The 24973-nt window shown below is 66.7% G+C and carries 25 protein-coding genes; 12 read left to right on the forward strand and 13 right to left on the reverse strand.

From position 1 onward, the window contains the following. Position 1 precedes the first annotated feature (1 nt). The 6 genes from QW845_RS26555 to mmsB all read left to right on the forward strand — a co-directional run bounded on the left by QW845_RS26555 (position 2) and on the right by mmsB (position 6911). Entirely contained in the window at positions 2-928 is a 927-nt protein-coding gene (locus tag QW845_RS26555; RefSeq protein ID WP_315804473.1) for a Gfo/Idh/MocA family oxidoreductase, read from the forward strand. 4 nt (positions 929-932) lie between these two features. After that, the gene (locus QW845_RS26560; protein WP_315804529.1) at positions 933-2012 is read left to right on the forward strand and encodes an aldose epimerase family protein; all 1080 of its coding nucleotides are present in this window, start codon (positions 933-935) and stop codon (positions 2010-2012) included. Then, positions 2009-2893: an SMP-30/gluconolactonase/LRE family protein gene (locus QW845_RS26565; protein ID WP_315804474.1), complete on the forward strand. Its 885-nt coding sequence runs from the start codon at positions 2009-2011 to the stop codon at positions 2891-2893. Before QW845_RS26560 ends, QW845_RS26565 begins: the two co-directional genes overlap by 4 nt. Before the next feature lie 109 nt (positions 2894-3002). Further along, positions 3003-4073: a multiple monosaccharide ABC transporter substrate-binding protein gene (chvE, locus tag QW845_RS26570; protein WP_315804475.1), complete on the forward strand. Its 1071-nt coding sequence runs from the start codon at positions 3003-3005 to the stop codon at positions 4071-4073. Positions 4074-4148: 75 nt separating this feature from the next. Beyond that, entirely contained in the window at positions 4149-5699 is a 1551-nt protein-coding gene (gene mmsA / locus QW845_RS26575) for a multiple monosaccharide ABC transporter ATP-binding protein (protein ID WP_315804476.1), read from the forward strand. Positions 5700-5720: 21 nt separating this feature from the next. Further along, entirely contained in the window at positions 5721-6911 is a 1191-nt protein-coding gene (gene mmsB / locus QW845_RS26580) for a multiple monosaccharide ABC transporter permease (protein WP_315755454.1), read from the forward strand. Between the two features lie 162 nt (positions 6912-7073). On the opposite strand, the gene QW845_RS26585 is transcribed toward mmsB, so the two are convergent. From QW845_RS26585 to QW845_RS26600, 4 genes are all read right to left on the reverse strand, one after another. After that, entirely contained in the window at positions 7074-8693 is a 1620-nt protein-coding gene (locus tag QW845_RS26585) for a rhodanese-like domain-containing protein (RefSeq protein ID WP_409997968.1), read from the reverse strand. A 192-nt stretch (positions 8694-8885) separates the two neighbouring features. Further along, positions 8886-9077, reverse strand: a complete 192-nt coding sequence (locus tag QW845_RS26590; protein ID WP_315804477.1) for a hypothetical protein — start codon at positions 9075-9077, stop codon at positions 8886-8888. Positions 9078-9143: 66 nt separating this feature from the next. Next, positions 9144-9662, reverse strand: a complete 519-nt coding sequence (locus QW845_RS26595) for a hypothetical protein (protein WP_315804531.1) — start codon at positions 9660-9662, stop codon at positions 9144-9146. Between the two features lie 277 nt (positions 9663-9939). Beyond that, positions 9940-10344 (reverse strand): nuclear transport factor 2 family protein, encoded by a 405-nt coding sequence (locus QW845_RS26600; RefSeq protein ID WP_315804532.1) that lies wholly within the window; start codon positions 10342-10344, stop codon positions 9940-9942. Between the two features lie 175 nt (positions 10345-10519). Here QW845_RS26600 and QW845_RS26605 point away from each other — a divergent pair, with 175 nt between their 5' ends. Together QW845_RS26605 and QW845_RS26610 are read left to right on the forward strand one after the other, a co-directional pair. Beyond that, positions 10520-12097, forward strand: a complete 1578-nt coding sequence (locus QW845_RS26605) for a flavin monoamine oxidase family protein (protein ID WP_315804478.1) — start codon at positions 10520-10522, stop codon at positions 12095-12097. Between the two features lie 25 nt (positions 12098-12122). Beyond that, positions 12123-13841: an ATP-binding protein gene (locus QW845_RS26610; RefSeq protein ID WP_315804479.1), complete on the forward strand. Its 1719-nt coding sequence runs from the start codon at positions 12123-12125 to the stop codon at positions 13839-13841. On the opposite strand, the gene QW845_RS26615 is transcribed toward QW845_RS26610, so the two are convergent. Further along, positions 13842-14486 carry a glutathione S-transferase family protein gene (locus QW845_RS26615; RefSeq protein WP_315804480.1) on the reverse strand — a complete coding sequence of 215 codons (645 nt, stop codon included), beginning with the start codon at positions 14484-14486 and terminating at the stop codon, positions 13842-13844. Between the two features lie 181 nt (positions 14487-14667). Between QW845_RS26615 and QW845_RS26620 the strand changes: the two genes are divergently transcribed. Continuing rightward, entirely contained in the window at positions 14668-15117 is a 450-nt protein-coding gene (locus QW845_RS26620; RefSeq protein ID WP_315804481.1) for a Rieske (2Fe-2S) protein, read from the forward strand. Positions 15118-15237: 120 nt separating this feature from the next. Here the strand turns inward: QW845_RS26620 and QW845_RS26625 are convergent, their stop codons facing one another. The 6 genes from QW845_RS26625 to QW845_RS26650 all read right to left on the reverse strand — a co-directional run bounded on the left by QW845_RS26625 (position 15238) and on the right by QW845_RS26650 (position 19721). Next, positions 15238-15480, reverse strand: a complete 243-nt coding sequence (locus QW845_RS26625) for a hypothetical protein (RefSeq protein ID WP_315804482.1) — start codon at positions 15478-15480, stop codon at positions 15238-15240. A gap of 24 nt (positions 15481-15504) precedes the next feature. Next, positions 15505-15822, reverse strand: coding sequence for a hypothetical protein (locus tag QW845_RS26630; RefSeq protein ID WP_315804483.1), 318 nt, complete (start codon positions 15820-15822; stop codon positions 15505-15507). After that, entirely contained in the window at positions 15819-16562 is a 744-nt protein-coding gene (locus QW845_RS26635; protein WP_315804533.1) for an ankyrin repeat domain-containing protein, read from the reverse strand. Before QW845_RS26635 ends, QW845_RS26630 begins: the two co-directional genes overlap by 4 nt. Before the next feature lie 65 nt (positions 16563-16627). Next, on the reverse strand, positions 16628-18271 hold the full coding sequence (locus QW845_RS26640; protein WP_315804484.1) for a nitroreductase family protein: 1644 nt from the start codon (positions 18269-18271) through the stop codon (positions 16628-16630). Between the two features lie 271 nt (positions 18272-18542). Then, the gene (locus tag QW845_RS26645; RefSeq protein ID WP_315804485.1) at positions 18543-18746 is read right to left on the reverse strand and encodes a hypothetical protein; all 204 of its coding nucleotides are present in this window, start codon (positions 18744-18746) and stop codon (positions 18543-18545) included. Positions 18747-18758: 12 nt separating this feature from the next. Next, a complete protein-coding gene (locus tag QW845_RS26650) occupies positions 18759-19721 on the reverse strand; it encodes a PDR/VanB family oxidoreductase (RefSeq protein WP_315804486.1) in 963 nt (320 codons plus the stop codon). Between the two features lie 255 nt (positions 19722-19976). Between QW845_RS26650 and QW845_RS26655 the strand changes: the two genes are divergently transcribed. Continuing rightward, positions 19977-21140 carry a PcfJ domain-containing protein gene (locus QW845_RS26655; protein ID WP_315804487.1) on the forward strand — a complete coding sequence of 388 codons (1164 nt, stop codon included), beginning with the start codon at positions 19977-19979 and terminating at the stop codon, positions 21138-21140. A 42-nt stretch (positions 21141-21182) separates the two neighbouring features. On the opposite strand, the gene QW845_RS26660 is transcribed toward QW845_RS26655, so the two are convergent. Then, a complete protein-coding gene (locus QW845_RS26660; RefSeq protein WP_315804488.1) occupies positions 21183-22463 on the reverse strand; it encodes a gallate dioxygenase in 1281 nt (426 codons plus the stop codon). Between the two features lie 134 nt (positions 22464-22597). Here QW845_RS26660 and QW845_RS26665 point away from each other — a divergent pair, with 134 nt between their 5' ends. Further along, the gene (locus QW845_RS26665) at positions 22598-23503 is read left to right on the forward strand and encodes a LysR family transcriptional regulator (protein ID WP_315804489.1); all 906 of its coding nucleotides are present in this window, start codon (positions 22598-22600) and stop codon (positions 23501-23503) included. A gap of 88 nt (positions 23504-23591) precedes the next feature. Beyond that, entirely contained in the window at positions 23592-24311 is a 720-nt protein-coding gene (locus QW845_RS26670) for a class I SAM-dependent methyltransferase (protein ID WP_315804490.1), read from the forward strand. A gap of 39 nt (positions 24312-24350) precedes the next feature. Here the strand turns inward: QW845_RS26670 and QW845_RS26675 are convergent, their stop codons facing one another. Beyond that, positions 24351-24830, reverse strand: a complete 480-nt coding sequence (locus QW845_RS26675; RefSeq protein ID WP_315804491.1) for a VOC family protein — start codon at positions 24828-24830, stop codon at positions 24351-24353. Positions 24831-24973 lie beyond the last annotated feature (143 nt).

Consider the following 24973-nt stretch of genomic DNA (forward strand, 5'->3'; position numbering starts at 1 on the left):
GATGAGCGAGCTTCGTGTCGCCATCGTCGGCTTCGGCAAGATTGCGAAAGACCAGCATCTGCCGGCAATCGCCGCCACCGAGGGCGTGACCTTGACGGCCGTGGCGAGCCGCAACGCCTCGCTGCCCGGCCTGCCGCATTTCGGCACCATCGAGGAGCTGCTGCGCGATGGCCCCGAGATCGACGCCGTTTCCTTGTGCACGCCGCCGCAGGTGCGCCGTGCGCAGGCGCAGGCCGCGCTCGAGGCCGGCAAGCATGTGATGCTGGAGAAGCCGCCCGGCGCGGCCGTCAGCGAGCTCGATCCGCTGATTGCGCTCGCCGCCGCGAAGGGACGGACGCTGTTCGCGACCTGGCATTCGCGCTACGCGCCGGCCGTCGAGCCCGCGCGGGAATGGCTGTCGCAGCGTCGCATCCGCAGCGTCCGCATCGACTGGAAGGAGGACGTGCGCGTCTGGCATCCCGGCCAGGCCTGGATCTGGGAGCCGGGCGGTCTCGGCGTGTTCGATCCCGGCATCAACGCGCTGTCGATCCTGACCCGCATCCTGCCCGAGCCGGTCTTCCTGACCGAAGCGGAGCTGTCGTTTCCGTCCAACCGTCAGGCGCCGATCGCGGCCAACCTGTCATTGTCGACAGCCGGCGACCTGCCGATCGCGGCAGAGTTCGACTTCCGCCAGACCGGGCCGCAGAGCTGGGACATCCGGATCGAGACCGACGCCGGGCAGCTCAAGCTGTCGCTCGGCGGCGCGCGGATGACCGCCGATGACCAGGTGATGATCGACGAGAAGGAGCGCGAATATCCCGGCCTCTACCGCCGCTTCGTCGAGCTGACGAAGACCGGCGCTGGTGACGTCGATCTCGCGCCGCTGCGGCTGGTGGCCGACGCGTTCCTGCTCGGCCGCCGCCACTTCGTCGCGCCGTTCGAGGACTAGAGCGATGGCAGAGGCTGATATCACCAGGGATGTGTTTGGCAGCCTGCCGGACGGCCGCGAGGTCGAACGCGTCACCTTGCGCGGCGCCGACGGCTTCGAGGCGCGGATCATCACTTACGGCGCGGCACTGCAGGCGCTGCTGGTGCCGGATGCGCAGGGTCGCGTTGATGACGTGGTGCTCGGTCACGACGACCTGCTGAGCTACTTGCTGCTCCGGAAATTTTTCGGCGCGACGGTCGGACGCTACGCCAACCGCATCGCCAAGGCACGTTTCGTGCTCGACGGTCAGGACATCCGTTTGGAAGCGAATAATGGCGCGCACGCCTTGCATGGCGGCCCTGACGGCTTCGACCGCAAGCTCTGGCAGATCGTCGCCACCGAAGACGGCGACCAGCCCTCGGTCACGATGCTCTATGTCAGCCCCGACGGCGAGGCTAACTATCCGGGGCGGCTCGACGTCCGTGTCACCTATCAGTTGACCGGGCCGATGGAGCTGGCTGTCAGCTTCAGCGCCCGGACCACCCGGACGACGGTGGTCAACCTGACCAATCACAGCTTCTTCAATCTCGACGGCCTGGCCGCCGGCACCGATATTCTCGATCACCGTCTGACGCTCGCTGCGGACCACTACCTGGCGATCGACGAAACGGCGATCCCGCTGGAGGGGCCGCCGCACAGCGTTGTTGGTACGCCGTTCGATTTCCGCGACGCGCATGCGATCGGCGCGCGCATTCGTGCCGACGATGCGCAGATCAGATGCGGCCGCGGCTATGACCACAATTTCTGTCTGCGCGCCGGCGACGGCGTGCGCTTCGCGGCACGGATCGAGTCGCGGCGGTCGGGACGGATCATGGAGTTGCTCACCGATCAGCCGGGCCTGCAGGTCTATTCCGGCAACTATATTGACGCGACCGTGAGCGGCAAGGGCCGCGTCTATCGCCAATCCGACGCGCTCTGCCTGGAGCCGCAGGTCTGGCCGGACAGTCCGAACCGTCCGGATTTTCCGAGCGCGCGTCTCGCGCCCGACGACGTCTACAAGCACGAGACGGTGTATCGCTTCTCGATCGCGGGAGCGTCCGCATGATAGAGCAGGTGCCGACCACGATCCTTTGCGACGAGCGCTGCCATCTCGGCGAGGGGCCGACCTACGATCCTCACACCGACACCGCCTGGTGGTTCGACATCCGCGAAGGCCTGCTGTTCGAGGCCAATATCGGTAGCGGCGACGTCCGACGCCACGGGCTCGGCAGGATGGCGAGCGCGCTCGGCCGCATCGATGCCGTGAGGCAGTTGATCGTCGCCGAGGACGGACTCTATGTCCGCTCCGTCGCTGACGGCGCGCTGTCGCTGTTCCTGCCGCTCGAGGCCGACAATCCTGTGACGCGGTCGAACGACTCGCGGGTCCATCCCTCCGGGACGTTCTGGATCGGCACCATGGGGCGCAACGCCGAGTGCGGCCTGGGCTCGATCTATGCGCTGCATCGCGGTGAGATCATCCGCCTGTTCCCCAACGTCACCATTCCCAACGCAATCTGCTTCTCGCCGGATGGCGCGATCGGCTATTTCGCCGATACGGACGAGAACGTGCTCTACCGCGTCGCGCTCGACCCGACGACCGGCCTGCCGCGCGGCGAGCCGGAGGTGCTGCTGCGCCATGCCGGCGTCGGCGGGCTCGACGGTGCCGTCGTCGACGCCGAGGGGCGGATCTGGAACGCGCGCTGGGGCGGCGGTTGTGTCGATGTCTACAGCCCGCAGGGCGAGCATCTGCGCTGCATCGCGGTTCCGGCCAGCCAGGCGAGCTGCCCGGCCTTCGTCGGTCCCGGTCTGTCGCGCCTGCTGGTCACGTCGGCCTGGCAGGACATGGACGCGGCGGCCAAGGCGGCCGACCCCGGCCACGGCCAGACTTTCCTGCTTGAGGTCGGCGCCCGCGGTCGCGCCGAGCCTGACGTGAAGCTTTCGATCTGAGAGGAGGAACAATCGAGTCGAGCGTCGTTCAGCCTAACAGCTATCTGGTATCAAGATACGCAATCGCGTATTCCTAGTTCAAATCTGAAAATCTTAGAGGGAGTGAAGCATGCTGAATTTCAAGACCATCATGGCCGCCGCGCTGGCCGGCCTCGGCGCCGTGGCGCTGTCCAGCGCCGCAATGGCGCAGGGCAAGGCAACCGTCGGCATCGCGATGCCGACCAAGTCCTCGGCGCGCTGGATCGACGACGGCAACAACATCGTGAAGGTGCTGAAGGAGCGCGGCTACAACACCGACCTGCAATATGCCGAGGACGACATCCCGAACCAGCTCTCGCAGGTCGAGAACATGGTCACCAAGGGCGCCAAGGTGCTGGTCATCGCCGCGATCGACGGCACGACGCTGTCCGATGCGCTGAAGCAGGCCAAGGAGAAGGGCGTCACCGTCATCGCTTATGACCGCCTGATCCGCGACACGCCGAATGTCGACTACTACGCGACCTTCGACAATTTCCAGGTCGGCGTGCTGCAGGCGCAGTCGATCGTCGACAAGCTCGGCCTGAAGGACGGCAAGGGCCCGTTCAACATCGAGCTGTTCGGCGGCTCGCCGGACGACAACAACGCCTACTTCTTCTACAACGGCTCGATGTCGGTGCTGCAGCCGTACATCGACTCCGGCAAGCTCAAGGTTGCGTCCGGCCAGATGGGCATGGACAAGGTCGCGACCCTGCGCTGGGACGGCGCCACCGCCCAGGCCCGCATGGACAACCTGCTCAGTGCCTATTACGGCAACAAGCGTGTCGACGCGGTGCTGTCGCCCTATGACGGCCTCTCGATCGGTATCATCTCGTCGCTGAAGGGCGTCGGCTATGGCAGCGGCAACCAGCCGATGCCGGTCATCTCAGGCCAGGACGCCGAGGTGCCGTCGGTCAAGGCGATCCTGCGCGGCGACCAGTACTCGACGATCTTCAAGGACACCCGCGACCTCGCCAAGGTGACCGCCGATATGGTCGATGCCGTGCTCAACGGCAAGCAGGTGCAGGTCAACGACACCAAGACCTACAACAACGGCGTCAAGGTCGTTCCCGCTTATCTGCTCAAGCCGGTCGTGGTCGACAAGAGCAATTGGGAGAAGGTCCTGATCGAGGGCGGCTACTACAAGAAGTCGCAGGTCGAGTGATCACCGGTGGCCGGCGAGCGCGGTCATGCGCTCGCCGGCCACTCCAAGACGGCTCAAGTTGCGGGATACAAAGCGATGACGGCAATCCTCGAAATGCGCGGCGTCAGCAAGAGCTTCGTGGGCGTGCAGGCGCTCCGCGACGTCAGCTTCACGGTCGAGGCGGGCGAGATCCACGCTTTGGTCGGCGAGAACGGCGCCGGCAAGTCGACCCTGATGAAGGTGCTGAGCGGCGTCTATCCGTACGGTCGCTATGAGGGCCAGATCATCTTCGAGGGCGAGGAGCGGCGCTTCCGCGACATCAACGATTCCGAGGCGCTCGGCATCATCATCATCCACCAGGAGCTCGCGCTGATCCCGCTGATGTCGATCGCCGAGAACATCTTCCTGTCGCATGCGCCGCAGCGCTTCGGCGTCATCGACCGCGACGAGGTCTACCGGCGCACCCAGCAATTGCTGGCCCAGGTCGGCCTGAAGGAATCGCCGGATACACTGATCACTGATCTCGGTGTCGGCAAGCAGCAGCTCGTGGAGATCGCCAAGGCGCTGTCCAAGCGCGTCAAGCTGCTGATCCTGGACGAGCCGACGGCGAGCCTGAACGAGGCCGACAGCCAAGCGCTGCTCGACCGCCTCGTCGCCTTCCGCGAGCAGGGCATCTCCTCGGTCCTGATCACGCACAAGCTGAACGAGGTCGCCCGGGTCGCCGATCGCATCACGGTGCTGCGCGACGGGCGCAGCGTCGACAGCATCGATTGCCGCGCCGAGCCGGTCCTGGAGGACCGGATCATCAAGAGCATGGTCAACCGCGACATGGCGCACCGCTTCCCGGAGCGGCAACCCAAGATCGGCGAGCCCGTGTTCACGGTCGAGAACTGGTCGGTCTACCACCCGCAGCATACCGATCGGCAGGTGATCAAGAACGCCGACTTCCAGGTCCGCCGCGGCGAGATCGTCGGCATCGCCGGCCTGATGGGGGCGGGGCGCACCGAATTCGCCATGAGCCTGTTCGGCCGCTCCTGGGGCATCAACATCACCGGCCGCGCCCGCCTCGAAGGCCACGACGTCCATCTCACCAGCGTCCCGGCGGCAATCGATGCCGGCCTCGCCTATGTCACCGAGGACCGCAAGCAGCTCGGCCTGATCCTGGCCGACGACGTCCGCAAGAACATCACCCTGGCGTCTCTCTCCCAGGTCGCGCCGAAGGGCGTGATCGACGACATCGCCGAGCTCAAGGCGGCGTCCGGTTACCGCGGCCGGATGCGGATTCGCTGCTCGGACGTCTACCAGGAGGCCGGCCAGCTCTCCGGCGGCAACCAGCAGAAGGTCGTGCTGTCGAAATGGCTGATGACAGATCCCAAGGTCTTGATCCTGGACGAGCCGACGCGCGGCATCGACGTTGGCGCAAAGTACGAGATTTACTGTATCATCCAGGAGCTCGCCGATGCCGGCCGGGGTGTGGTGGTGATCTCTTCGGAGATGCCGGAGCTGCTCGGAATCTGCGACCGCATCTGCGTGATGAATGACGGCGCCTTCGTCGGCGAGTTCGCCGGGGCGGAGGCGACGCAGGAAAAGATCATGCGCGCCATCATGCGCAACGAAACCATCAAGAACCAGGAGACGGCCGCGTAAGCGGCCGGGAGGACGCCAGCAATGACCGACAAGACGGTTTCGCTCCCGGAGGAGAAGTCGCACAGCGGCTTCCTGAAGAATAATCTGCGCAGCTACGGCATGCTGCTGTCGCTGTTCGTGATCATGCTGTTCTTCCAGTTCATGACGGACGGCACCCTGCTGCAGCCGCTCAACCTCACCAACCTGGTGCTGCAGAACAGCTACATCGTCATCATGGCGCTGGGCATGCTGCTGGTGATCGTCACCGGGCACATCGACCTGTCGGTCGGCTCGGTCGCGGGCTTCGTCGGCGCGGTCGCCGCCGTGCTGATGGTGCGCTATCACGTCGACTTCCCGCTCGCGATCATTGCCTGCCTGATCGTCGGCGCCGCGATCGGCGCCGCGCAGGGCTATTGGGTGGCCTATTTCGGCATTCCCTCCTTCATCGTGACCCTGGCGGGCATGCTGGTGTTCAAGGGGCTGGCGCTGGCGCTGCTGCAGGGGCAGTCGGTCGGGCCGTTCCCGGGCACGTTCCAGAAGCTGTCGTCCGGCTTCATCCCTGAGTTCATGCCGAGCGCGGCGCACCTCTATCCGACGTCGCTCGCGATCGGCGCGGTGCTGACGCTCATCCTGGTCTATGCCAGCGTCAAGGGCCGCGCGCGCGAGGTGGAGCACGGCATCGAGGTCGAGCCGTTCGGATTCTTCGCTGCCAAGAACGTCGTGCTGGCCGGCGCCCTGATGTATTTCACCTATCTGATCGCCTCGCATCGCGGCCTGCCCAACGTGCTGGTCATCATGACCGCGCTGATCGCGCTCTACGGCTTCATGACCCGCCGCACCGTGGTCGGCCGGCAGATCTATGCGGTCGGCGGCAACGCCAAGGCCGCCAAGCTGTCGGGCATCAAGACCGAGCGGCTGGTGTTCATGACCTTCGTCAACATGGGTGTGCTGGCGGCACTGGCCGGCCTGATCTTTGCCGCGCGTCTCAACACGGCGACGCCGAAGGCCGGTCTCGGGTTTGAGCTCGACGTCATCGCGGCGTGCTTCATCGGTGGCGCCTCGGCCTATGGCGGCGTGGGGCGGGTCGGCGGCGCTGTCATCGGCGCCATGATCATGGGCGTGATGAACAACGGCATGTCCATCCTCGGCATCGGCATCGACTATCAGCAGGTCATCAAGGGCCTGGTGCTGCTCGGCGCCGTCTGCATCGACGTCTACAACCAGCGCCGCTGAGTTCGGCGCGCAGCGTCCGGCGACGCTGCGAGGTAGGGTGGGCAAAGCGCCGCCGCAAGGCGGCGCGTGCCCACCATGTTTCGGCACCCTCGTAGCAAAATGGTGGGCAAAGGCGCATTCGCTTTGCGAATGCGCCTTTGCCCACCATACGGTTCGATCGACCTACACCACGTGGAAATTCGACACGCTATCGTTGGCGAGCTGGGCGACGAGCTGCAGCTCCCAGTCGATATAGGCCTGCATCGCTTCGGCCGCGTTGTCGGTGCCCTCATAGGGCCGCTTGTAGACGTCGTCGGCAAGCGAGATCCGGGACTGCCGCTCCGTCTCCAATGCGTGACCCGCGGCCGTCCATGCGCGCGTGCCACCTGAAAGCACGCGGACCTCGCGCGGCGTCGCAGCCCGTGCGTCGGCCAGCGCGAAAGCCGCCTCGGCGCCGTCATCGCTGGTCAGCACGACTGCGCTACTGCCGGGCAGCTTGGCCAGATCGTTGGCAAAGCGCGACGCCAGCACGAAATGTGCGCCGGGAATGTGCCCGGCCTTGTAGCTCGGACTGCGTGTGAGATCGACGACGGTCCACGCCGCCGCATCGGCCGCGAGTTGCTCGGCGCTGATGGTCGCTTCGCCAAGTTGCGGCAGCGGCGGCCGGCGTGCGGCGCGGATTTCGGTTTCGGTGGCTGCAACGACATCCGGTCCCACGACCGACACGTCCCAGCCCATCTGCTTGAGCCACGACGCCGTCATGCGCGCGCGCACGCCGTCATCATCGAACAGCACCAGGCGGGCGCCGCGCACGCCGACCCATTCGTCGGTCGCTTGCACCAGCTGGCCGCCCGGCGCCGACGCGAAGCCAGCCGGATGCGAGGTGGCATATTCCTCGGGCGTGCGAACGTCGAGGCAATACAGCGTGCGCGTTCCGGCCTCGGCCTGATGGCGCGCGAAAGTCGCGGCATCCAGCACGCCGACGCCGACGCGCTCGGCCCAGGCCTTGGCATCAGCCAGCGCGGTCGCGTAGCTCGCCGCTGGCCGCTCCAGCATGCGCGCGGTCCTGCCGCGCTCGACCTGATGGCCGGCCAGGGTCCAGCCGATTGTGCCGTTGCGCAGCGCGTAGATCTTGTTCGGCAGCCCGGCATTGATCAGCGACTGCGTGCCGATGATCGAGCGCGTGCGTCCGGCGCAGTTGACGATGATCGTGGTATCGGGCGAGGGCGCCAGCTCGCGCGCCCGGAACGCCAGCTCGCCGCCGGGGACACTGACCCCGCGCGGAATGCTCATGGTGCGGTATTCCTCGAAGCGGCGGGCGTCGAGCACGACCAGATTCGACTCGCGCTCGATCAGCCCCTTGGCTTCGTCGGCCGACAGCGACGGCGTGTGCCTGATCGCCTCGACCAATTCGCCGAACGCTTTGCTCGGCACGTTGACGTCGCGGAACACCTCGCCATGGCGCGCATAGCCGGACAGTCCGCCATCGAGGACCGACACGTCGGTGTAGCCCAGCGCCCGGATGCGCGGCACCGCGCGCGCGGCATAGCCTTCGTCATCGTCATAGACGACGACAGGCACGTTTAGCCGCGGCACGAGATCGAGGATGCGCAGCTCGATCTGCGACAGCGGCAGCGACACCGCGAAGAACGGGTGCGACAGCGAATAGGGGCCTTCCTCGCGGACGTCGAGCAGCGCCACCTCCTCGCCGGCGCGCCAGCGCCGCCGCAACTCGGTCGGAGCCATCAGGCGCAGTTGATCAGGTGCATTGCGGGGCAGGTCAGGAATTGTCGGGGATGTCATTCGGGAGTCCGCAGGTGGGCTCCGCCGCGGTCTCCGGAACCGTTCATGCGTCCGTGGAGCAAACCTGCGGCATGGAGCGGCAATCACGGTGCGCAGCCCGGGCCGGGGCGCATGGGATGTCGCACCTGTGTGGCGGCATGGCGGCCGTTTGTCCAGCCCGCCGCCCCTGATTGCGCTCGGCAGCAGCGCCGGTCAGACGTGCGGTCCCAGCATGGCGATGTAGAACAGGTCCTCGCTCGAGAGCCCGGCGGACCGCCGCGGAAGAACGGCGGCGTTTCGTTCGGTCGTTCTCTGCTCCGACATGCGCTCGGAACGGAAGGTGCCGAGCCAGCCTTCAAACCACGAGACGTAGCGCACGAGATCCTCCGCAACTGCTGTGGCCACTCGACTATCACGCGGCAGGACTGCCTGGACAAGGGCCGTTGAAGCCGTCGCCCCGACTTTGACAAATCATGCTCGCTGTAACGCCTCGCCGGCAAATTCCTTTCCCGCTGCGCGTTCGTCGCACAGCTCTGCTTCTCCACCGGAGGCGTGAACGTCGCCATTCCGTCCCATCAGGTCGTCATGCCAATGGGTACGGAACGCCATCCAAGAGGCGTGATCCTGGAACGCGACCTCGGCGAACCACTCGACCGTGACTGCGCCGCTCGGCCAGTAGCGTTCCTGGTCATGCCAGCACACCACCGGCCAGCGCGGATTGCGATAGGAGCGGCCGGTCTCATCATGCAGCGAGGGACGGCCGAGGTGATCGATCAGCCACGCCATCACCTCGGGCAGGAACGTCGCGGCAAACGACACGCCGTGGCGTCCGAGCCGTTGCGGCATCCGCATGACGCGCTGATCGATGATGGCGAACGCCGGCGGCACGGCACCGACGTTGAACTGCCTGATCATCAGCAAGCGGAAGCCGCAGTCGCAGAGCTCGGCGGGAACGGCGTGGATCGCGGTCGGCTGTAGCGGAGCCGTGATGTTCATCCCAGTGCTCCCCGCGCCTGGCCGAACGTGAGGTCGATGGCGTGCTGCAACGCTGTGCGCGTCGGCACATCGCTGCGCTTCAGATAGGCGGTCAGAACGCGTGCCATCCCGTGTCTCCCGTCGGCATCTGCACACTGCTGGTCGCAGCCTTCGCAGATCGCCTTGCGTGGAGACGGACATCCGGTCCGAATCCGACGCGACGAAAATCAACAATCTCCGACATTGCTGCCGGTCAGGGAGGACACATCAAGTTTCGTGCCAGATGCGACGATCAGTGGAGGCGATGGCCGTCGGCGTCGTCTTCCGGTGTCGCGAGCTGCGCGATCGGGCTGGATTGGTGGTGGATCATCCGCCAGGCGCCGTCGATGCGCGCAAAGTGATTGGCCGCGGCGAGCGCCGCGCCATCCACCAGCTCGATGCAGAGCACGTGACCATGATCGCCGCTGACGATCGCGTGCGGATCCGCACAGACGATGTTCGGCCGGCCCGGGTTGGCGAGGATATCGCGCCAGCTGCCGATCACGGCGGCGCGGCCGACGATCGCCGGCCAGCCGGGATGAATGCAGGAGATACCGTCGCGATCGGCCCAGAGGGCGACGAGCGCCGCGAAATCACCGTCCGTGAAGGCAGCATAGAAGGCCGCATTGGCGGCCAGGATCTCGCGCTCGTCGCTCATTGTGATGAGGTGAGCCAAGCCGTTGCGAAAATCAAGCAATGTTTGGAAACGCACACGCGCGCGCCTGCAAAAACTTGCAAGCTTTTTGCAGGACCCGGTCGAGACGCGATCGCAACGCATCAGCCGAGGTCCTGCCATGCTCGAAACGGCCATTGTCGGAGGTGGATTGTGCGGAATGGTACTCGCGCGCAGCCTGCAGCAGCGCGGCAGCACGTTCGCTTTGTTCGAAGCCCGACATCGCCTGGGCGGGCGGGTGCTGTCGGCCAGGAGCAAGGGCGGGCTTGCGCTGGACCTCGGCCCGACCTGGTTCTGGCCGGACACCCAGCCGCTGCTCGCCGGCCTGGTCGCGGAGCTCGGCCTGTCTGACTTTGCCCAGCACGATGATGGCACGCATCTTCATCTGAGAGAGGCGGACAAGCCGGCCGAGCAGATCGGCGGGCCGCCGGTCCACCAGGGCGCGCGCCGGCTCTCCGGCGGCATGGCGAAATTGATCGAGGCGCTGGCACGCGATCTGCCGCAGCCCTTTATCCATCTCGGCCATGAGCTGATGCGCATCGTCGACTGCGGCACGCATGTGCGGCTGATCTTCGCCACAGCAACGGAATCGGTCGCGATCGAGGCCAGGCGCGCCGTGCTCGCGCTGCCGCCGCGGCTGCTGATCGACCACGTCGGCTTCTTTCCCGAGCTGGACGACGCGACCTTCGAGGCGATGCGTGGCGCCGAGACCTGGATGGCGGCGCAGGCCAAGGTCGTGATCGCCTACGACCAGGCGCATTGGCGCGACCAGGGCCGGTCCGGCAATGCGTTCGTCAGCCACGAGCAGGCCGTGATCGGCGAGATCTTCGATGCCTGCGATGCGGGCGGCGACCGCGCTGCGCTCGGCGGCTTCCTCGCATTCTCGCCCGATCTGCGCGCGGCCTTCAGCGTCGGGCTGCCGTTGCTGATGGACAGCCAGATGGTGCAGTTGTTCGGCTCCGCGCTGGAAGGCGGCGAGCAGCACTACCAGGACTGGGCGGCCGAGCGCTTCACCTGCAGCGCACTGGATCGCACCACGCCACGCGGCGAGCACAGCGAGATCGCCAATCCGATGCTGCGGCGGGCGCTGTGGGACGGGCGGCTGTATCTTGGCGGCGCTGAAACCGCAAGCTCCGCGGCCGGCTATCTCGAAGGCGCGCTGAACGCCGCCAGGCGCATCGAGCGCGCGATCGCCCGGGGCATCGGCGAGACCGCCGCGCCGCGCGCGGTCGCCGCGACCGGCGACGGGCTGTCGGGCAACGCCGCGAGCCTCGCCTGGTTCGGCGCCTGGGTCGCCGCGCAGCGTGACGCCGCGTTCGACGACTATCGGCAGCGGCTCAATCGCGGCCTCGCCGCGCAGCAGCGCGAGCAACTGACCCAGCTCGCTCTTCTCGGAGCCACCGAGCAGGTGTTCGCTGCGGCGCTGCAGGTGCTGGACGCACTGACCTTCGACATGCGCGACGTTGCCGTCGAGCGCGGACGCTCCGTCCTGATGCCGGAGATCCAGAAGCCGTTTCGCGATGTCATGCAGTCGCTGCTCGACGATGCCATAGCCTTCAACCGCACCTCCTGCGCGCTGTCGAACTTTCCGTTCGAGCACAAGCCGTCGAAGGATTATGTGCAGACGATCCTGCGCGACATCGCCGCCGCCTGGCAGGAATTCTCGCTCGCCGCGAACCGCCTGCTGCTGGCGAAGGCGGACGCGGCGCTGCGCCCGCCGACGAGAGTGCCGTCGTGAGTGGGACGGCATCGAGGTGCGCAACATGAAGCTGCAGATCGAACGTCCGACCATCGAGGCGATGGCGGCGGCCTTTCCGCACCTCGCCTCGCTGAAGGAGCAGTTGCGCTTCGGCGACAGGGTCGAGGTCGACGTGGCGCAGCTCGCGACCGCCGAGCTCGACTTCCTGCGCGACAGCTACCAGAAGGCCGGTCCCGAATGGCACGCCCGTGCGGCGCAGATCGCGACCCTGCAGCGCGCCTTTGCCGATTCCGGCGCCCGCTTCGCCGAGCACGAGCTGGAATCGGTGCTGCCGGCGATTGCGCGCTACCTGATCTCGGGCGCCATCCGCGGCTGGATGTTCACCGCCAACGTCGCCAGCCGTCCGTTGCCCTATGTCGTGACGCGGCTCGACTACACGGCGCCGTCGAACGACGAGGCCGGCCGTGTCTTCATCGAGCTCAAGGCCAATGCCAAGGGCGCGATCACCACGTCCACCTTGCGCATCTCCGCCGGCGACATCGTCGGCAGGACGGTCGCCGAGATCTTCGCCGCCAAGGGCTTCCTCAAGGAGACGCCCGAGCTGATATCCGCCTACGATGAGACGGCCGAGCGGTACTTCGCCTGGCGCGGCCGCTATGGCGCGCAGTTCTCCGGCCGCGGCATCGGCTTCTTCGCCGATGATCCGAACTCCTCGCATCGCGACATGGACTGGTCGCGCAAGGACGTGATCGTGCTGTCGTCGGGCGGCGGCAGCGCGCGCCTCGTCAACGACGAGGGCGTTCTCACCGAGCGGGCGCTGACGCTCGAGGTCACCGGCGACATTCTCGGGCAGTACCTGCGCAAGGCCGCCAAGAGCAATCTCTATGATGCCGAGCAGGAGGTCGCGGACTCCAGGGTGGCGATCCCGAAGGGCCTCTTCTGCAAGATCCCCGTCCATCCCTACATGCTGATGTTCCATCTCGACCTGCACCATTATCTCTGGGTGCACGCCGACGATTTGGTGCCTTACGCCTATCAGCCCGAGCTCAAGCAGAAGCTGGTGCTGCCGGAGGAGCAGACCGACCTGATCGACATTCTCACGGCCGAGATGGACCTGCTGATGGACGACATCGTCGCCGGCAAGTCGGGCGGCACTACGGTGCTGTGCGCAGGCCCGCCCGGGGTCGGCAAGACGCTGACGGCGGAGGTCTACGCCGAGATCATCGGGCGGCCGCTCTATCGCGTGCATTCCGGCCAGCTCGGGCTGAACGTCGCGGCAATGGAGGGCGCGCTGAAGGATGCGCTGACCCGGGCGCAGCGCTGGGGCGCGGTCATGCTGATCGACGAGGCCGACGTCTACATCAAGCGGCGCGAGGACGACATGACGATGAATGCCGTCGTCGGCGTGTTCCTGCGCGTGCTGGAATATTTCAATGGGCTGTTGTTCCTCACGACGAACCGCATCGACGACATCGACGAAGCCATCGTGTCGCGCTGCATTGCGTTGATCAAGTTCCAGGCGCCGGACGCCGCAGCGCGCGGCCGGATCTGGCGGGTGATGTGCGAGCAGTTCGGCTTGAAGATCGATGCCGGCCTGGTGGAGCTGCTGGTGGAGACGTTCCCGGGTGCCTCGGGCCGCGACATCAAGGGGCTGGCCAAGCTGGTCGCCAAATACTGCCACCACAAGGGCGTCGGTCCGACCATCGAGGTCTTCCGCCGCTGCGCCATCTTCCGCGGCATCGATCTCGGAGACCACGCGCTGCTGCCGGAAGCCGCGGAGTAGTCACGGCGTCGTCGTCTGCCCCAGCGTCGCCGGATTGTAGCCTTCCTCGCGCAGCACCCGCTGCACGACCGGCCGCGCCAGCATCCGCCGGTAGTGCGCGAGCAGGTTGGCCGGCAGCGCAATGCCGGTCTTGTCGGCCCAGAACGCGACGTAGAACAGGATCGGATCCGCCACGGAGAATTCGCCGCCGAGATAGGGCCGCGTGCCGAGCATCTTGTCGAGCACTGCGAAGCCTTTCACGACGATGTTGCGGCCGAGCGCGCGCACGGACTCCTGGTCGGCCTCGTTGCGGGTGAAGGTCGGCGTCGCAAAAATGCGCGCGAAGCCGTGGCCATGCACGGTACCGGCAATGTAGCTCATGGCTTCGAGCAGCCGCGTTTCGGTCTCGATATCCGAAGGCCATAATCCGGCGCGTGGCCGCGAGCGGCCGAGCCAATAGGCGATCGCCGGCACTTCCGTCAGCACACTGCCGTCGCTGCGCACCAGCGCCGGAATCGTCGATTTCGGGTTGATGGCCACATAATCGGGTTTGAAATTGTCTCCGGCCGGGAGATTGACGATATGGGCCTCGAACACCTCCTCGAGCTCTTCGAGGATGATGTGGATGCCGGTCGAGCACGATCCCGGCGTCATATACAACTTCATCGTGGCCATCATTGTCTCCAAGCCGACATCGCGCGCGCAGGCGGCATGCTTCATGCAAGGATCGGGACAGATCGAGAGTGACGCGCCGAGGCCCGCCAGTTCGGGCCGCTGCCGTCAGGTTTGCGACAGGAGACTCTTCACGGTCCCGCAGCTCCGTCGCCTCGTTGAGGGAGCGTCGCGCATGACGGAACGTGAGCCGGAAGTCTTCGTCATCTGTCCGACGACGAGCATCGCGCCGGGTGAAGCCAGGGCGTTCAGCCTGTCGCGGATCGGCGACAATGGCGAGGCGCGGCCGTTTCCGATCGTGATCATCCATACCGTGTCCGGCGGCTTCGTCGGCTATGTCAACAGCTGCCCGCACGAAGGCAAATGGCTGAACATCGGCAGCGGCCAATTCTTCAACGCGGAGCGCACGATGCTGCGCTGTGGCCGCCATGGCGCGATCTTCGAGATCGACACCGGATTGTGTACCAGCGGTGATTGCGAGGGCCAGAGCCTGGAGCCGATCGCGCTCGCGGTCATCGACGGCGAGGTCTGCCTGTGCGGCGTCGCGCTGGTGGAGGATACGAGCTTTCCCGATCCGTTCGATGATCTCGACGAGACCATGGAGATCATGATCCATCCCGAGTGAGGCATTCTTCCATCCGCCCGTCATTGCGTGGAGCGGGGGTGACGAAGCAATCCAGGGCCGCGCGCGTGGTCGTGGATTGCTTCGCTGCGCTCGCAACGACGTCGTCACGGTGATGGGGGCTCAGAACCCATCCGCCTTCGCGCCCCACGGATGACTTCCGGGCACCAGCGGCGCCTTGATGCCGGCTTTCTCGACATCGGCCTTGGTCTTGAAGAACGTCGCCTCGTGCACCAGCGTGCCGTTCTTCGTCGTCACCGCGACATAGCGCGCGACCGTGTCGATGTCGCACAGATAGCCGCCGCCGGGATCGGCGGCACTGCGCAGATTGCCGTCCCAGTCCACGAAGAAGCCGTCACTCGACATTTCGATCTCCATTTCGTCGTTGCCTCAGGTTTCGGGCTGATCGGCGACCAGTTGCGCATAAGCGCGCGCGACGATCTCCCGGCATTGCCGCAGGCGCTGATGCTCGGCCTTGCCGATGCTGACCATCTCGCCGCCGCCGTCATCGATCGCGGCCGTCACCGCCTGCATCGCCTCGAACAGGGCCTTCTCGAGCTGATAGATGCGCTCGCTGGCGCGCTCCAGATAGGGAATGGGATTGGCGCGGACATTGGCCTCGTGCAGCGCATCGAGGCTGAGCAGCGTGCGAAACCGGCGTTCGACCTGGCGCTGCTGCATGCCGAAATCGTGCTCGATGACGCTCATGGCCGGGCCTCGGGCGCGGCCGCCTTCGACGCCGCCGCTTTGGCGGCGCGGCGCAGCAAGGTGAGGCATTCGAGCGAGGCGGCCATGTCGAGCGCGGAAAAGCCGTCCAGCGTCTCGGTGCTGATGTCCGCGCCCTTGGCCAGCAGATGCGCGACCATTTCGGCCTTGCCGGAGGACGACGCATACATCAGCGCGGTGGCACCATTGTCGTTGCTGTTGTCGAGATCGATGCCGGCCTCGACCAGCGCGTCGATGGCGGCGAGATGCCGGCCGACGCAGGCGAGCCACACTGCGTTGTTGCCGTCGGCGTTCCTGGCGGTGACGTCGGCGCCGGCAGCGAGCAGCTCGCGGATGACGGCGACGTTGCCGAGATGTGCCGCCTTCATCAGCGGCGTGGTGCGATTGGCGATGATGGCGTCGACGTCGTCGGCGGGAAAGCCCTCGGCGGCGAGCCACGCCGCCAGGGCCGGACCGACGTTCGCCGCGCCGCTCCGCGCGGGATAACGCTGGCGCCACGCCTCATAGCCGCCGTCGAGGCTATAGACCTCCGCGAAGCCGAAATCGGAGAAGGTCTGCGCATACTCCTGGCTGGCATTGCCGTGATAGCAGTAGATCAGGATCGGCGTGCGCTTGGTCGTGCCGGCGATGATTTCGGAGAGATTGCGCTGGGTGAGATGCCGCGCGCCGGGCAAATGCGCAGTGTCGAACGAGGCGGGGTCGCGGACGTCGATGCGCAGCACGTCGTCGCGCTGCAGCAGCTCGGCCGCGTGGTCGACGTCGATGCGCTGGTACGGAATGCGCGGTCTCATCGCAGGTCTCCCGCTTCGTTGCGTGTGCGGCCCGGATAGGCGGCCAGTGTCGTGATGCGGTCATCGGTCAGGGCACGGCCGACGGTGAAGTGGTAGAGCGTCTGGAAATCGGCTGCGACGACGCCGAGCATCTCGTGCACGGAGTCGTCGAAGAAGCAGCCGATGCCGGTGCCGCGCAGGCCCGCCGCTTCGGCTTCAAGGTAGAGTACGTGGCCGATCAGGCCGGCCTCCCAATGCAGTTGCCGATAGCGCCACGGATGGTCGCTCACGGCAGGCGTGAACTCGGCGAGCATCGCCATCGCAAAGCAGCTATCGCCCGCGATCGCCTGGTGACAGCTCGCGGTGCGGATCACGCCGCGGCTGTCGGTCGGCAGCAGCCGGAACAACGGCAGATGGTCGGCTGCGCGCTCGACGTGCTGCCAGTCGAAGTCGGGACGCAGCGCGCGCCGCAGGCTGCTCTCCGCCTCGCCGTTGCGCGGTAGCGCATAGAGCCCGGGCGTGAGGCCGTCGACGCGGTGGACGAACAGCAGCGGATGCAGCCGTGGCGCGAATGGCCAGGCGGTCCATGGCGGCGCGGCGCGCGGCAGCAGCGCGTCGAGAAGGTGAAGGAACGCTGCGAGATCCATCGTGAATCTGGCGTCGAAGCGCTGCGCGCTGCGCCGGCTGAGAATGAGCTGGGCCGCGCGCGCGCCTGACCGCCGCGGCAGCGGCGGGCACTGCGACGGAACGGAGACCGCATCCTGCGCCGCACCGGCCGTGGCCGTGCTCACCTCGGGAATGACGGGCCAGCGATAGAGCGGATGGCGATCGAGCCGGTTCGCCTGGCCCTTCCAACTGTCGTCGATCTTGGCCGGCGATGGCAGGGCTGTCGGCGGCCGAGAGCGCGCATCGCGCGGCACGATCGCGAGCAGCACATCGGCGTCCTCGGTCTCGACGCCGGCGAAATCATCCGCGCGATCGAGTCCCATTAGTGCTGCGAGTTGCGCGCTGTCGATGCCGTCGATCACGTGCGCGCTCCAGCCCAGCGCAGCGGCGGCGTAGCTGACGGCGCCGATCGCATGTCCGAGGTCGAGCTGGCAGTAGCGGAACGCGCGCTCGCCATATTTCCACGCCTCGCGCCAATGGATCGAGGACAGCGCGAGCCACAGTCGCGGCTCGCCAGGCGATGTCGTGCCGCGACGGCAACGTTGCTCGAGCGCGTGATCGCGGCTGACATAGTGGTGAAGACCGTCGCTGAGCCCCGGCACGTTCTCCGCGATGACATAGGCCTCGGTCGGATGCAGATTGCCGCTGGAGGGATTGCAGCGCAGCGCCCAGCGGTCCGGGCCAAGCTCCTTCCATGCGGCCAGTCCGAACGAAAGCTCCAGCAGCAGTGCGACGCGGTCGATCGTCAACGGCTGGACCGGCGCCGTGGCGTCGCAGGCCTCGGCGAAGCTCACGGCGAGACGGTCCGAGGTCAGCGGCAGATGCAGCCGAGGGCTGCCGGCAAACTCGCGGAACGGATTCGGCTGCGCGTCCCAGTCCAGCGTCTCGGGTCCCGCCGCATAGCGCTTGAGACTGTGCTTGGTGCGGGCGTGATAGGCCAACGCGATGTCGGCGGCGGCTGGGACGTCCGCCGTGCCGGACGATGACACGGACATGCTTCCTCACAAGGCGCGACCTGCGCGGTCGCGCATGCTGGACGGTCGCTCGGTAACGGCGTCGGGCGGAGCAAGAACCGTTCCGAACGGCCGCAACTGCCTCCGCATCGTCATTTTGGAATGCGCCGGTCGGGCGCGGGCTCGGAGCTCATCGCCACGGCCGGTGGATCTGGAATCCAAGCGCCTCGCTGCGCATCGTCTCGGAGTGACGCGACGGGAGAGCGTGTCCGATTCCGAACAGCGCGACCGGAACTGTGGGCTTCTCGACATTTCAATGCCGGTGCGCGCCGGCCGATGCGCTGGCGTCGATCAGCACGGTGACCTTGGCCGCGATCGACAGCCACGCCCGATGCGCGGCGAGCTTGTGGCCGAGCTTGAAGCTGTCGGCCATGCGGGCCGCGAACGCCGGCCCCTCGGTCCCGTGCTGTTGGGCGATGATCCACGCGGTCTGCCACAGATCGGTCTCGCTGGTCACGGCGGATGCCTGCTAGAGATCGAGCACCAGCCGGTCGCCCTTGGCGCGCGACACGCACGGCAGGAAATAGCCCTCGGCGCGCTGGGCCGCGGAGAGGCGCTTGTCGCGATGATCGATCTCGCCGTCGATCACCCGTGTCTTGCAGGTGCCGCACATCCCTTGCTCGCAGGAGGTCGCGATCTTGACGCCGTTCTCCTCGAGAAAGGCGGTGACGGTCTTGTCGCCGGGGATCTTGAAGGTCGCGCCGGTGCTCTTGATGGTGACGTCGAACACCTTGTCGAGCAGCGCGGCCGCCGCCTTGGCGGTGAACCGCTCGACATGGATGCGCTCCTCGGCAAAGCCCTTCTGCCTGGCGAGCGCGATGATCGGATCCATCCACCAGTCGACGCCGCAGATGAACAGTTGCGTGTCGTCGGGTCGGTCGGCCAGCAGCTCGGCGGCCTTCAGCAACTGATTGTCCTCGCTGGATTCCTTGTAGTATCTGGTGTCTTCGGCGAAACGCGACGCCTCGATGGTGCCGCGGAACGAGTCCGGCGACATCAGCGCGAACACGTAGTGCAGCTCGAACGGGATGGTCTTGGCCTTCAGCGTGTCGGCGATCGACAGGATCGGCGTCACGCCGATGCCACGCGCCACGAGCAAGGCGCGCTTGGTGTCCTTGGGGATCTTGAAGCGGTTGCGCGGGCGGCTGACCTGCAGCCGGTCGCCCTCGTTGATGTCGAGATGCAGCGCCTTGGAGCCGCCGCGGCTGTTGCCGTCCTTCCACACGCCGATGCAGTAGCGGTTGCGCTCTGAGGCGCTGTTCAGCAGTGAATATTGCCGCGTCAGTCCATTCGGCAATGTGACGTCGATATGGCTGCCGGGGGTGAAGCCCGGCAGCGGCTGATCGTTCGCCGGAACGAGCTCGAACGAGGCCATGTTGTGCGCCTCGATGGCCTTCTTGGCCACGACGACCGTGTGCAGGCTGTCGGACATCTGACAACTCCATCTTGCGAGCCGGCTCATGAGAAACCGATGCAAGGGCGAGGCCAAACCGCGTTCGCCGCGGAGCGCGGCGGCTTTTCCGCTTGTGCTCGCTGCAGATTGGATGTATCAGCGTCGCCCGTTTCAACCCCGACGGTGTTCAACGCGAGAGGCCATCAGCCATGTCGAATCCACTGTGCGCGACACGATCCGTGCCGACGCCCGCAGTGCGTCCGGCTGATAGTTTCTCGATCATGTTGAACGACAATGGCAAAGTCATCGATTGCACGACGGCAGGAGGCCGAGCGCGCGCGGGTTGAAGCCTATGAGCTGACGCTGCGCCGCGCGGCACGGCCGACGCGGCCGCCGCCGGATCTGCACAACGCGATCCGCGAGGCGGGGCGTGGCTTCGAAGCCGACATCATCCGGGATCCCGAGAGCTGGAAGCCGCAGCTCAAGACGCGCGATGCCGCGCGCCTGCGGCTGGCGGCGGCGCGGCATCTGTTCGCGCGCTATCCCGTGCCTTCGCATCTGGAGCAGATCTGGATCGAGGCGTCGGGGCTCGGCCACGACGAGATCGTCCGTCGCAAGCGCTGGTACATCGCGGCAGCCGGTGGCGGCTCGCTGTACAAGGCTGGCGCGTCGGCGTTCCTGTCGCGAAAGGAGGTTCACGGCTTCCTCCATCCTTTCGGGCAGGTCGGCTTCGACGAGGCGATCTGGCAGGCGATCGCGCGGTCCTACACGGGCGATCCGGCGATCGTGTCGCGGATCACCCGGTCCCGGATCGCGCGGACGCCGCGCGGCGAGCACGCGTTCTGGCGCGAGGCGGCGCAGTTCTTCTGCGCGCAGCCGACCACCGTCGAGGAGATCGACGATCTCTGCGACTACATCGCCGACCGTCGCCGGCGCGAGCGGGCGTTCAGCCTCAAGGGCCGCTCGCTCGCGGCGCTGCGCCGGCTGGCGCGGGAATGGCACCGCGATCTCGCGGTGATCGCCCGCATCGAGGCGGCGCGCCGGCGTGCCGAGATGGCGCGTCACCGTTCGGCAGCGCAGGCGGCGGAGCTTGCGGCGCATTGGCCGGGCGCGCAACTCGCGGACTGGTCGTGGAGTCCGTCGGCCAAGGCCTTCGCCAAGCGTGACGAATATGTGATCACGCAGCTGCGGACCGCGGAGGACCTCGTCGCTGAGTCCAGGGCCATGCGTCACTGCGTGTCGAGCTACGCGACGAGGTGCATCGCCGGCCATTCCTCGATCTGGTCGCTGCGGCATCGCCATGGCGGCGCGGCGCAGCGGCTGCTGACGATCGAGCTCGATCGGCAGCGTCGCGCGGTGCAGGTGCGTGGCTTCGCCAACCGCGTGGCTCACGCCGGTGAGCGCAAGGTGCTGGAGCGCTGGGCCAAGGCGCGCGGCATCGACCTGCCGGAGACATGATCTGCGTCGCCCGTTCCGGGCGGCGCAGGTCGTGCGCGCCAGTCAATGCGCGTCGATCGCATCCGCCTTGGCGCCGCCGGCGACGGAATAGCGCATCGGCACCTTGCGGGTCTTGAGGAACGCCTCCAGGGTCTCGCCGCGGAAGGCTGCGTAGACCTCCGGGTTGGAGACGCCGATCACCGCGGCCATCTTCTCCAGCACGAAGAAGCTGACGCCCCGCCTGATCATCTCGATCCAGCGGCGGTTCTTGATGAGCTCGCGCTCCTCGCCCGTGAGCTCGTACTCGTCCGCGAGCGCGTCGAATTCCTCAACAAATCTCTTGCGATGCGCGGGGATCACGAGCCGGTGCAGGAAGTCGTTGATGCGGAAATTGGCCTGGCTGCGGCGATGCGTGAACGGATAGGTGCCAGCCAGCGTCTCGGCGCCCGCGAGCTCGTGTCCGATATGCGCGCGATAGGTCGCGACCTCCCGCGGATCCGGCGCGCCGCCGAGATCCTCGAACACCAGGGTCGCGATGTTGGTCACCGACGGCGCGTAGGTCTGCCTGTGCACGAGCCTCACCTTGTCCGACAGCGCACCACGCATGATCAGCCACATGATCACCTCGGCGCCTTCCATGCCCCCCTTGACCGCATAATCGGCGATCCGCATCGCCGTGAGCCGCTCCGGGTCCTTTTCCAGCAGATCGAGGAATTCGTTGTCCCAGTCCTCGTTGAGAAAGCCGGCACGCTCGCCATGCACCTGGTGCGACAGCCCGCCGGTGGCGAAGATGGCGACTTTCAGATCCTCCGGATAGCTCTCGATCGCCTTGCGCAGCGTCTTGCCCAGCTTCCACATCCGCTTCGCATTGGGGATCGGCAGCTGCAGCACGCCGACCTGAAGCGGCACCACGCGGCCCGGCCACGGGCCGCTGGCATCGCCCATCATCGACAGCGGCGACAGCAGGCCGTGATCGACCGGCTTGCCCTGGAAGAACGACATGTCGAACTCGTCGGCGACCATCGCCATCGCAATGTGCTGCGACAGGCCGAGATGCCCCTTCGCCGGCGGCACGTCGCGCGGTCCGCCGCCCTCGTCGGCCGCGACATAGCGGTCGTCTATGCCGAGCGCGAACGCCGAGTAGTGATCGAAGAAGAACGAGGTGATGTGATCATTGTAGATCATGAACAGGACGTCGATGTCCTTGCGCTTCACCCAGTCGCGCACCGCCGCGAAGCCGTCGAAGATCGGCTTCCAGGCAGGGTCGCTCTGCTTGTTGGTGTCGAGTGCGAAGCCGATGGTGGGCGAGTGCGATGCGCCGATGCCGCCGATGATCCGGGCCATGTGTCCCTCCGCGAAATGGGCCGCGGCTGACTGTCACCCGCGGCCGCGCCGGGGCCGACCTTACGAAGTTTCCCATGCTAGACAATCATGCTAACGTGCACGGATCGTTTCTCTCGATGAACGAGAGCCCTAGGATGAAATGGCGGATCGAGGACATTCCGGTGTTCCATGCGGTGGTGGCGACCGGCGGCATGACCGGTGCCGCGCGGTCGCTGGGCATGCCGAAATCCTCGGTCAGCAAATCGGTCGCCCGACTCGAGCAGGATCTCGGCATCCGGCTGTTCGACCGCAACTCGCGGCGCGTCCGGGTGACCCGCGAGGGCGAGCTGTTCTTCCAGCAATGTCAGAAGATCCTGGACCAGGTCTCGGAGGCCGACGCGGTCATGACCGGGCTCTCCGGCGTCCCCAGCGGCCGGCTCTCGGTGGCGCTGCCGCCGGCGTTCTGCGAGGAGATCCTGGCGCCGCAGCTCGCCGAATTCCACCGCCGCTATCCCCGGATCGAGCTCGACGTCGAGGCGACGACGCGCGCGATCGACATGCTGGCCGACCGCTTCGACATCGCGGTCGTGGTCGGCGTGCAGGAGAATTCCGAGCTGGCGCAGAAGGTGCTGATCGGCGGCCGCCTGATCTGGGTGACCAGCCCCGCTTATCTCGCCGCGCACGACATCGGCGAGGACGTCCGCGCGCTTGAGCGCCATCTCATGATCTGCGAGCGCCGCTACGGCGACCGCACCCTGGTGATCAAGCAGCATGGTCATCTCGTCCGCTTCGACGTCGGGGCGCATGTCGCCCGCATCAACAATCCGCTGGCGGTGCGCCGCGCCGTCGCCCACGGCGCCGGCATTTCCTTTCTGCCGGAGCACTATTGCGTCGAGCTGCTCGGCGAAGGCCGGCTGGTCGAGATCGGCAGGGGGGTCGTGTTCGACACCCGCGCCGCGCAGCTCACCGCGATCTTTCCGAGCCGCAAGCTGATCTCCTCGCGCGCCCGCGCCTTCCTCGATTTTCTCGAGGAGATCTGCAGCCCGTCCGCGCGCGGTTGAGCGGGCTGCTGCCAAAACGTCACATGACAGGCCCCGGAAAGAGGTCTAAGACGCGCGGCTCTTGAGTTGACCTCTTACGAGAGCCGCCATGAATCTGCGCCAGCAATGGGAAGATCAGGCCGCCCAGTGGCTCGCCTGGGCGAGGGCGCCGGGCCATGACAGCTTCTGGCGTCATCATCGCGAGCAGTTCACCAGCCTGCTGCCGGGGCCGGGTGCGCTGACGCTCGACATCGGCTGCGGCGAGGGCCGGTTGTCGCGTCATCTCAACGCCTCGGGGCACAGGGTGATCGGCATCGACGCTTCGCCCTCGCTGATCGCGGCGGCGCGCGCCGCCGATCCCGCCATCTCCGTCGTGCGCGCCGATGCGGCATCGCTGCCGCTGGCCGATGCCTGCGCAGATCTCGCGATCGCCTTCATGTCGCTGCAGGACGTCGATGCGATGCCGGCCGCAGTGCGCGAGGCGGCGCGAGTGCTGAGGCCCGGCGGCCGGCTGTGCATGGCGATCGTCCATCCGCTCAATTCGGCCGGCCGCTTCGCCAGCCTGGCGCCGGACGCGCCGTTCGTGATCCAGGGGAGCTACCTGGACTCCTTCAACTACAGCGATCCGATGGAGCGCGACGGCTTCAGCATCATCTTTCACAGCGCGCATCGTCCTCTGCAGCGCTATTTTGCGGCGTTGGAGGAGGCGGGCTTCCTGATCGAGGCGCTGCGCGAGCCGTCGATCCCCGAAGCGGCGATCACCCGCGACAGCAGCCGGCGCTGGCTGCGCGTGCCGCTGTTCCTCCATCTGCGCTGCTTGCGCCCGTAGGGCCGGAACGCCGCGACGCGCTCCGGCTTCGCGCGGGCGTCACCCGCGCCGGGCCGCCTCGATTGCTGCAACGTCGATCTTCTTCATCGTCATCATCGCGCCGAAGACGCGCTTGGCGGCGGCGCCGCCTTCGGTCATCGCATCGGTGAGCGCGCGCGGCGTGATCTGCCAGGAGATGCCCCATTTGTCCTTGCACCAGCCGCACTGGCTTTCCTGGCCGCCATTGCCGACGATGGCAGTCCAATAGCGGTCCGTCTCCGCCTGATCATCGGTGGCGATCTGGAACGAGAAGGATTCGTTGTGGGTGAACGCAGGTCCGCCATTGAGGCCGAGACAGGGGATGCCGCAGACGGTGAATTCCACCGTGAGCACGTCGCCAGCCTTGCCGGAAGGGTAGTCACCCGGCGCGCGATGGACTGCCGTCACTTTGCTGTCCGGAAACAGCTCGGCATAGAAGCGCGCGGCGGCCTCTGCGTCCTTGTCGAACCACAGACAGATCGTGTTCTTGGGCTTTGCCATGGCAGGGCTTCCTTCCATTTCAGTGCAGGCCGCGCGCTGGTTCACGACGCGGCGCTCGGGGTTGTGATCGCGCCGGCTCGTCGCGATCCGGCTTGATCCAAGGACGCAGCCGCCGGCCGCGATCCGACATCATGATCTGCCTT

The organism is Bradyrhizobium sp. SZCCHNS3002, from assembly GCF_032377435.1.
Lineage (GTDB): Bacteria > Pseudomonadota > Alphaproteobacteria > Rhizobiales > Xanthobacteraceae > Bradyrhizobium.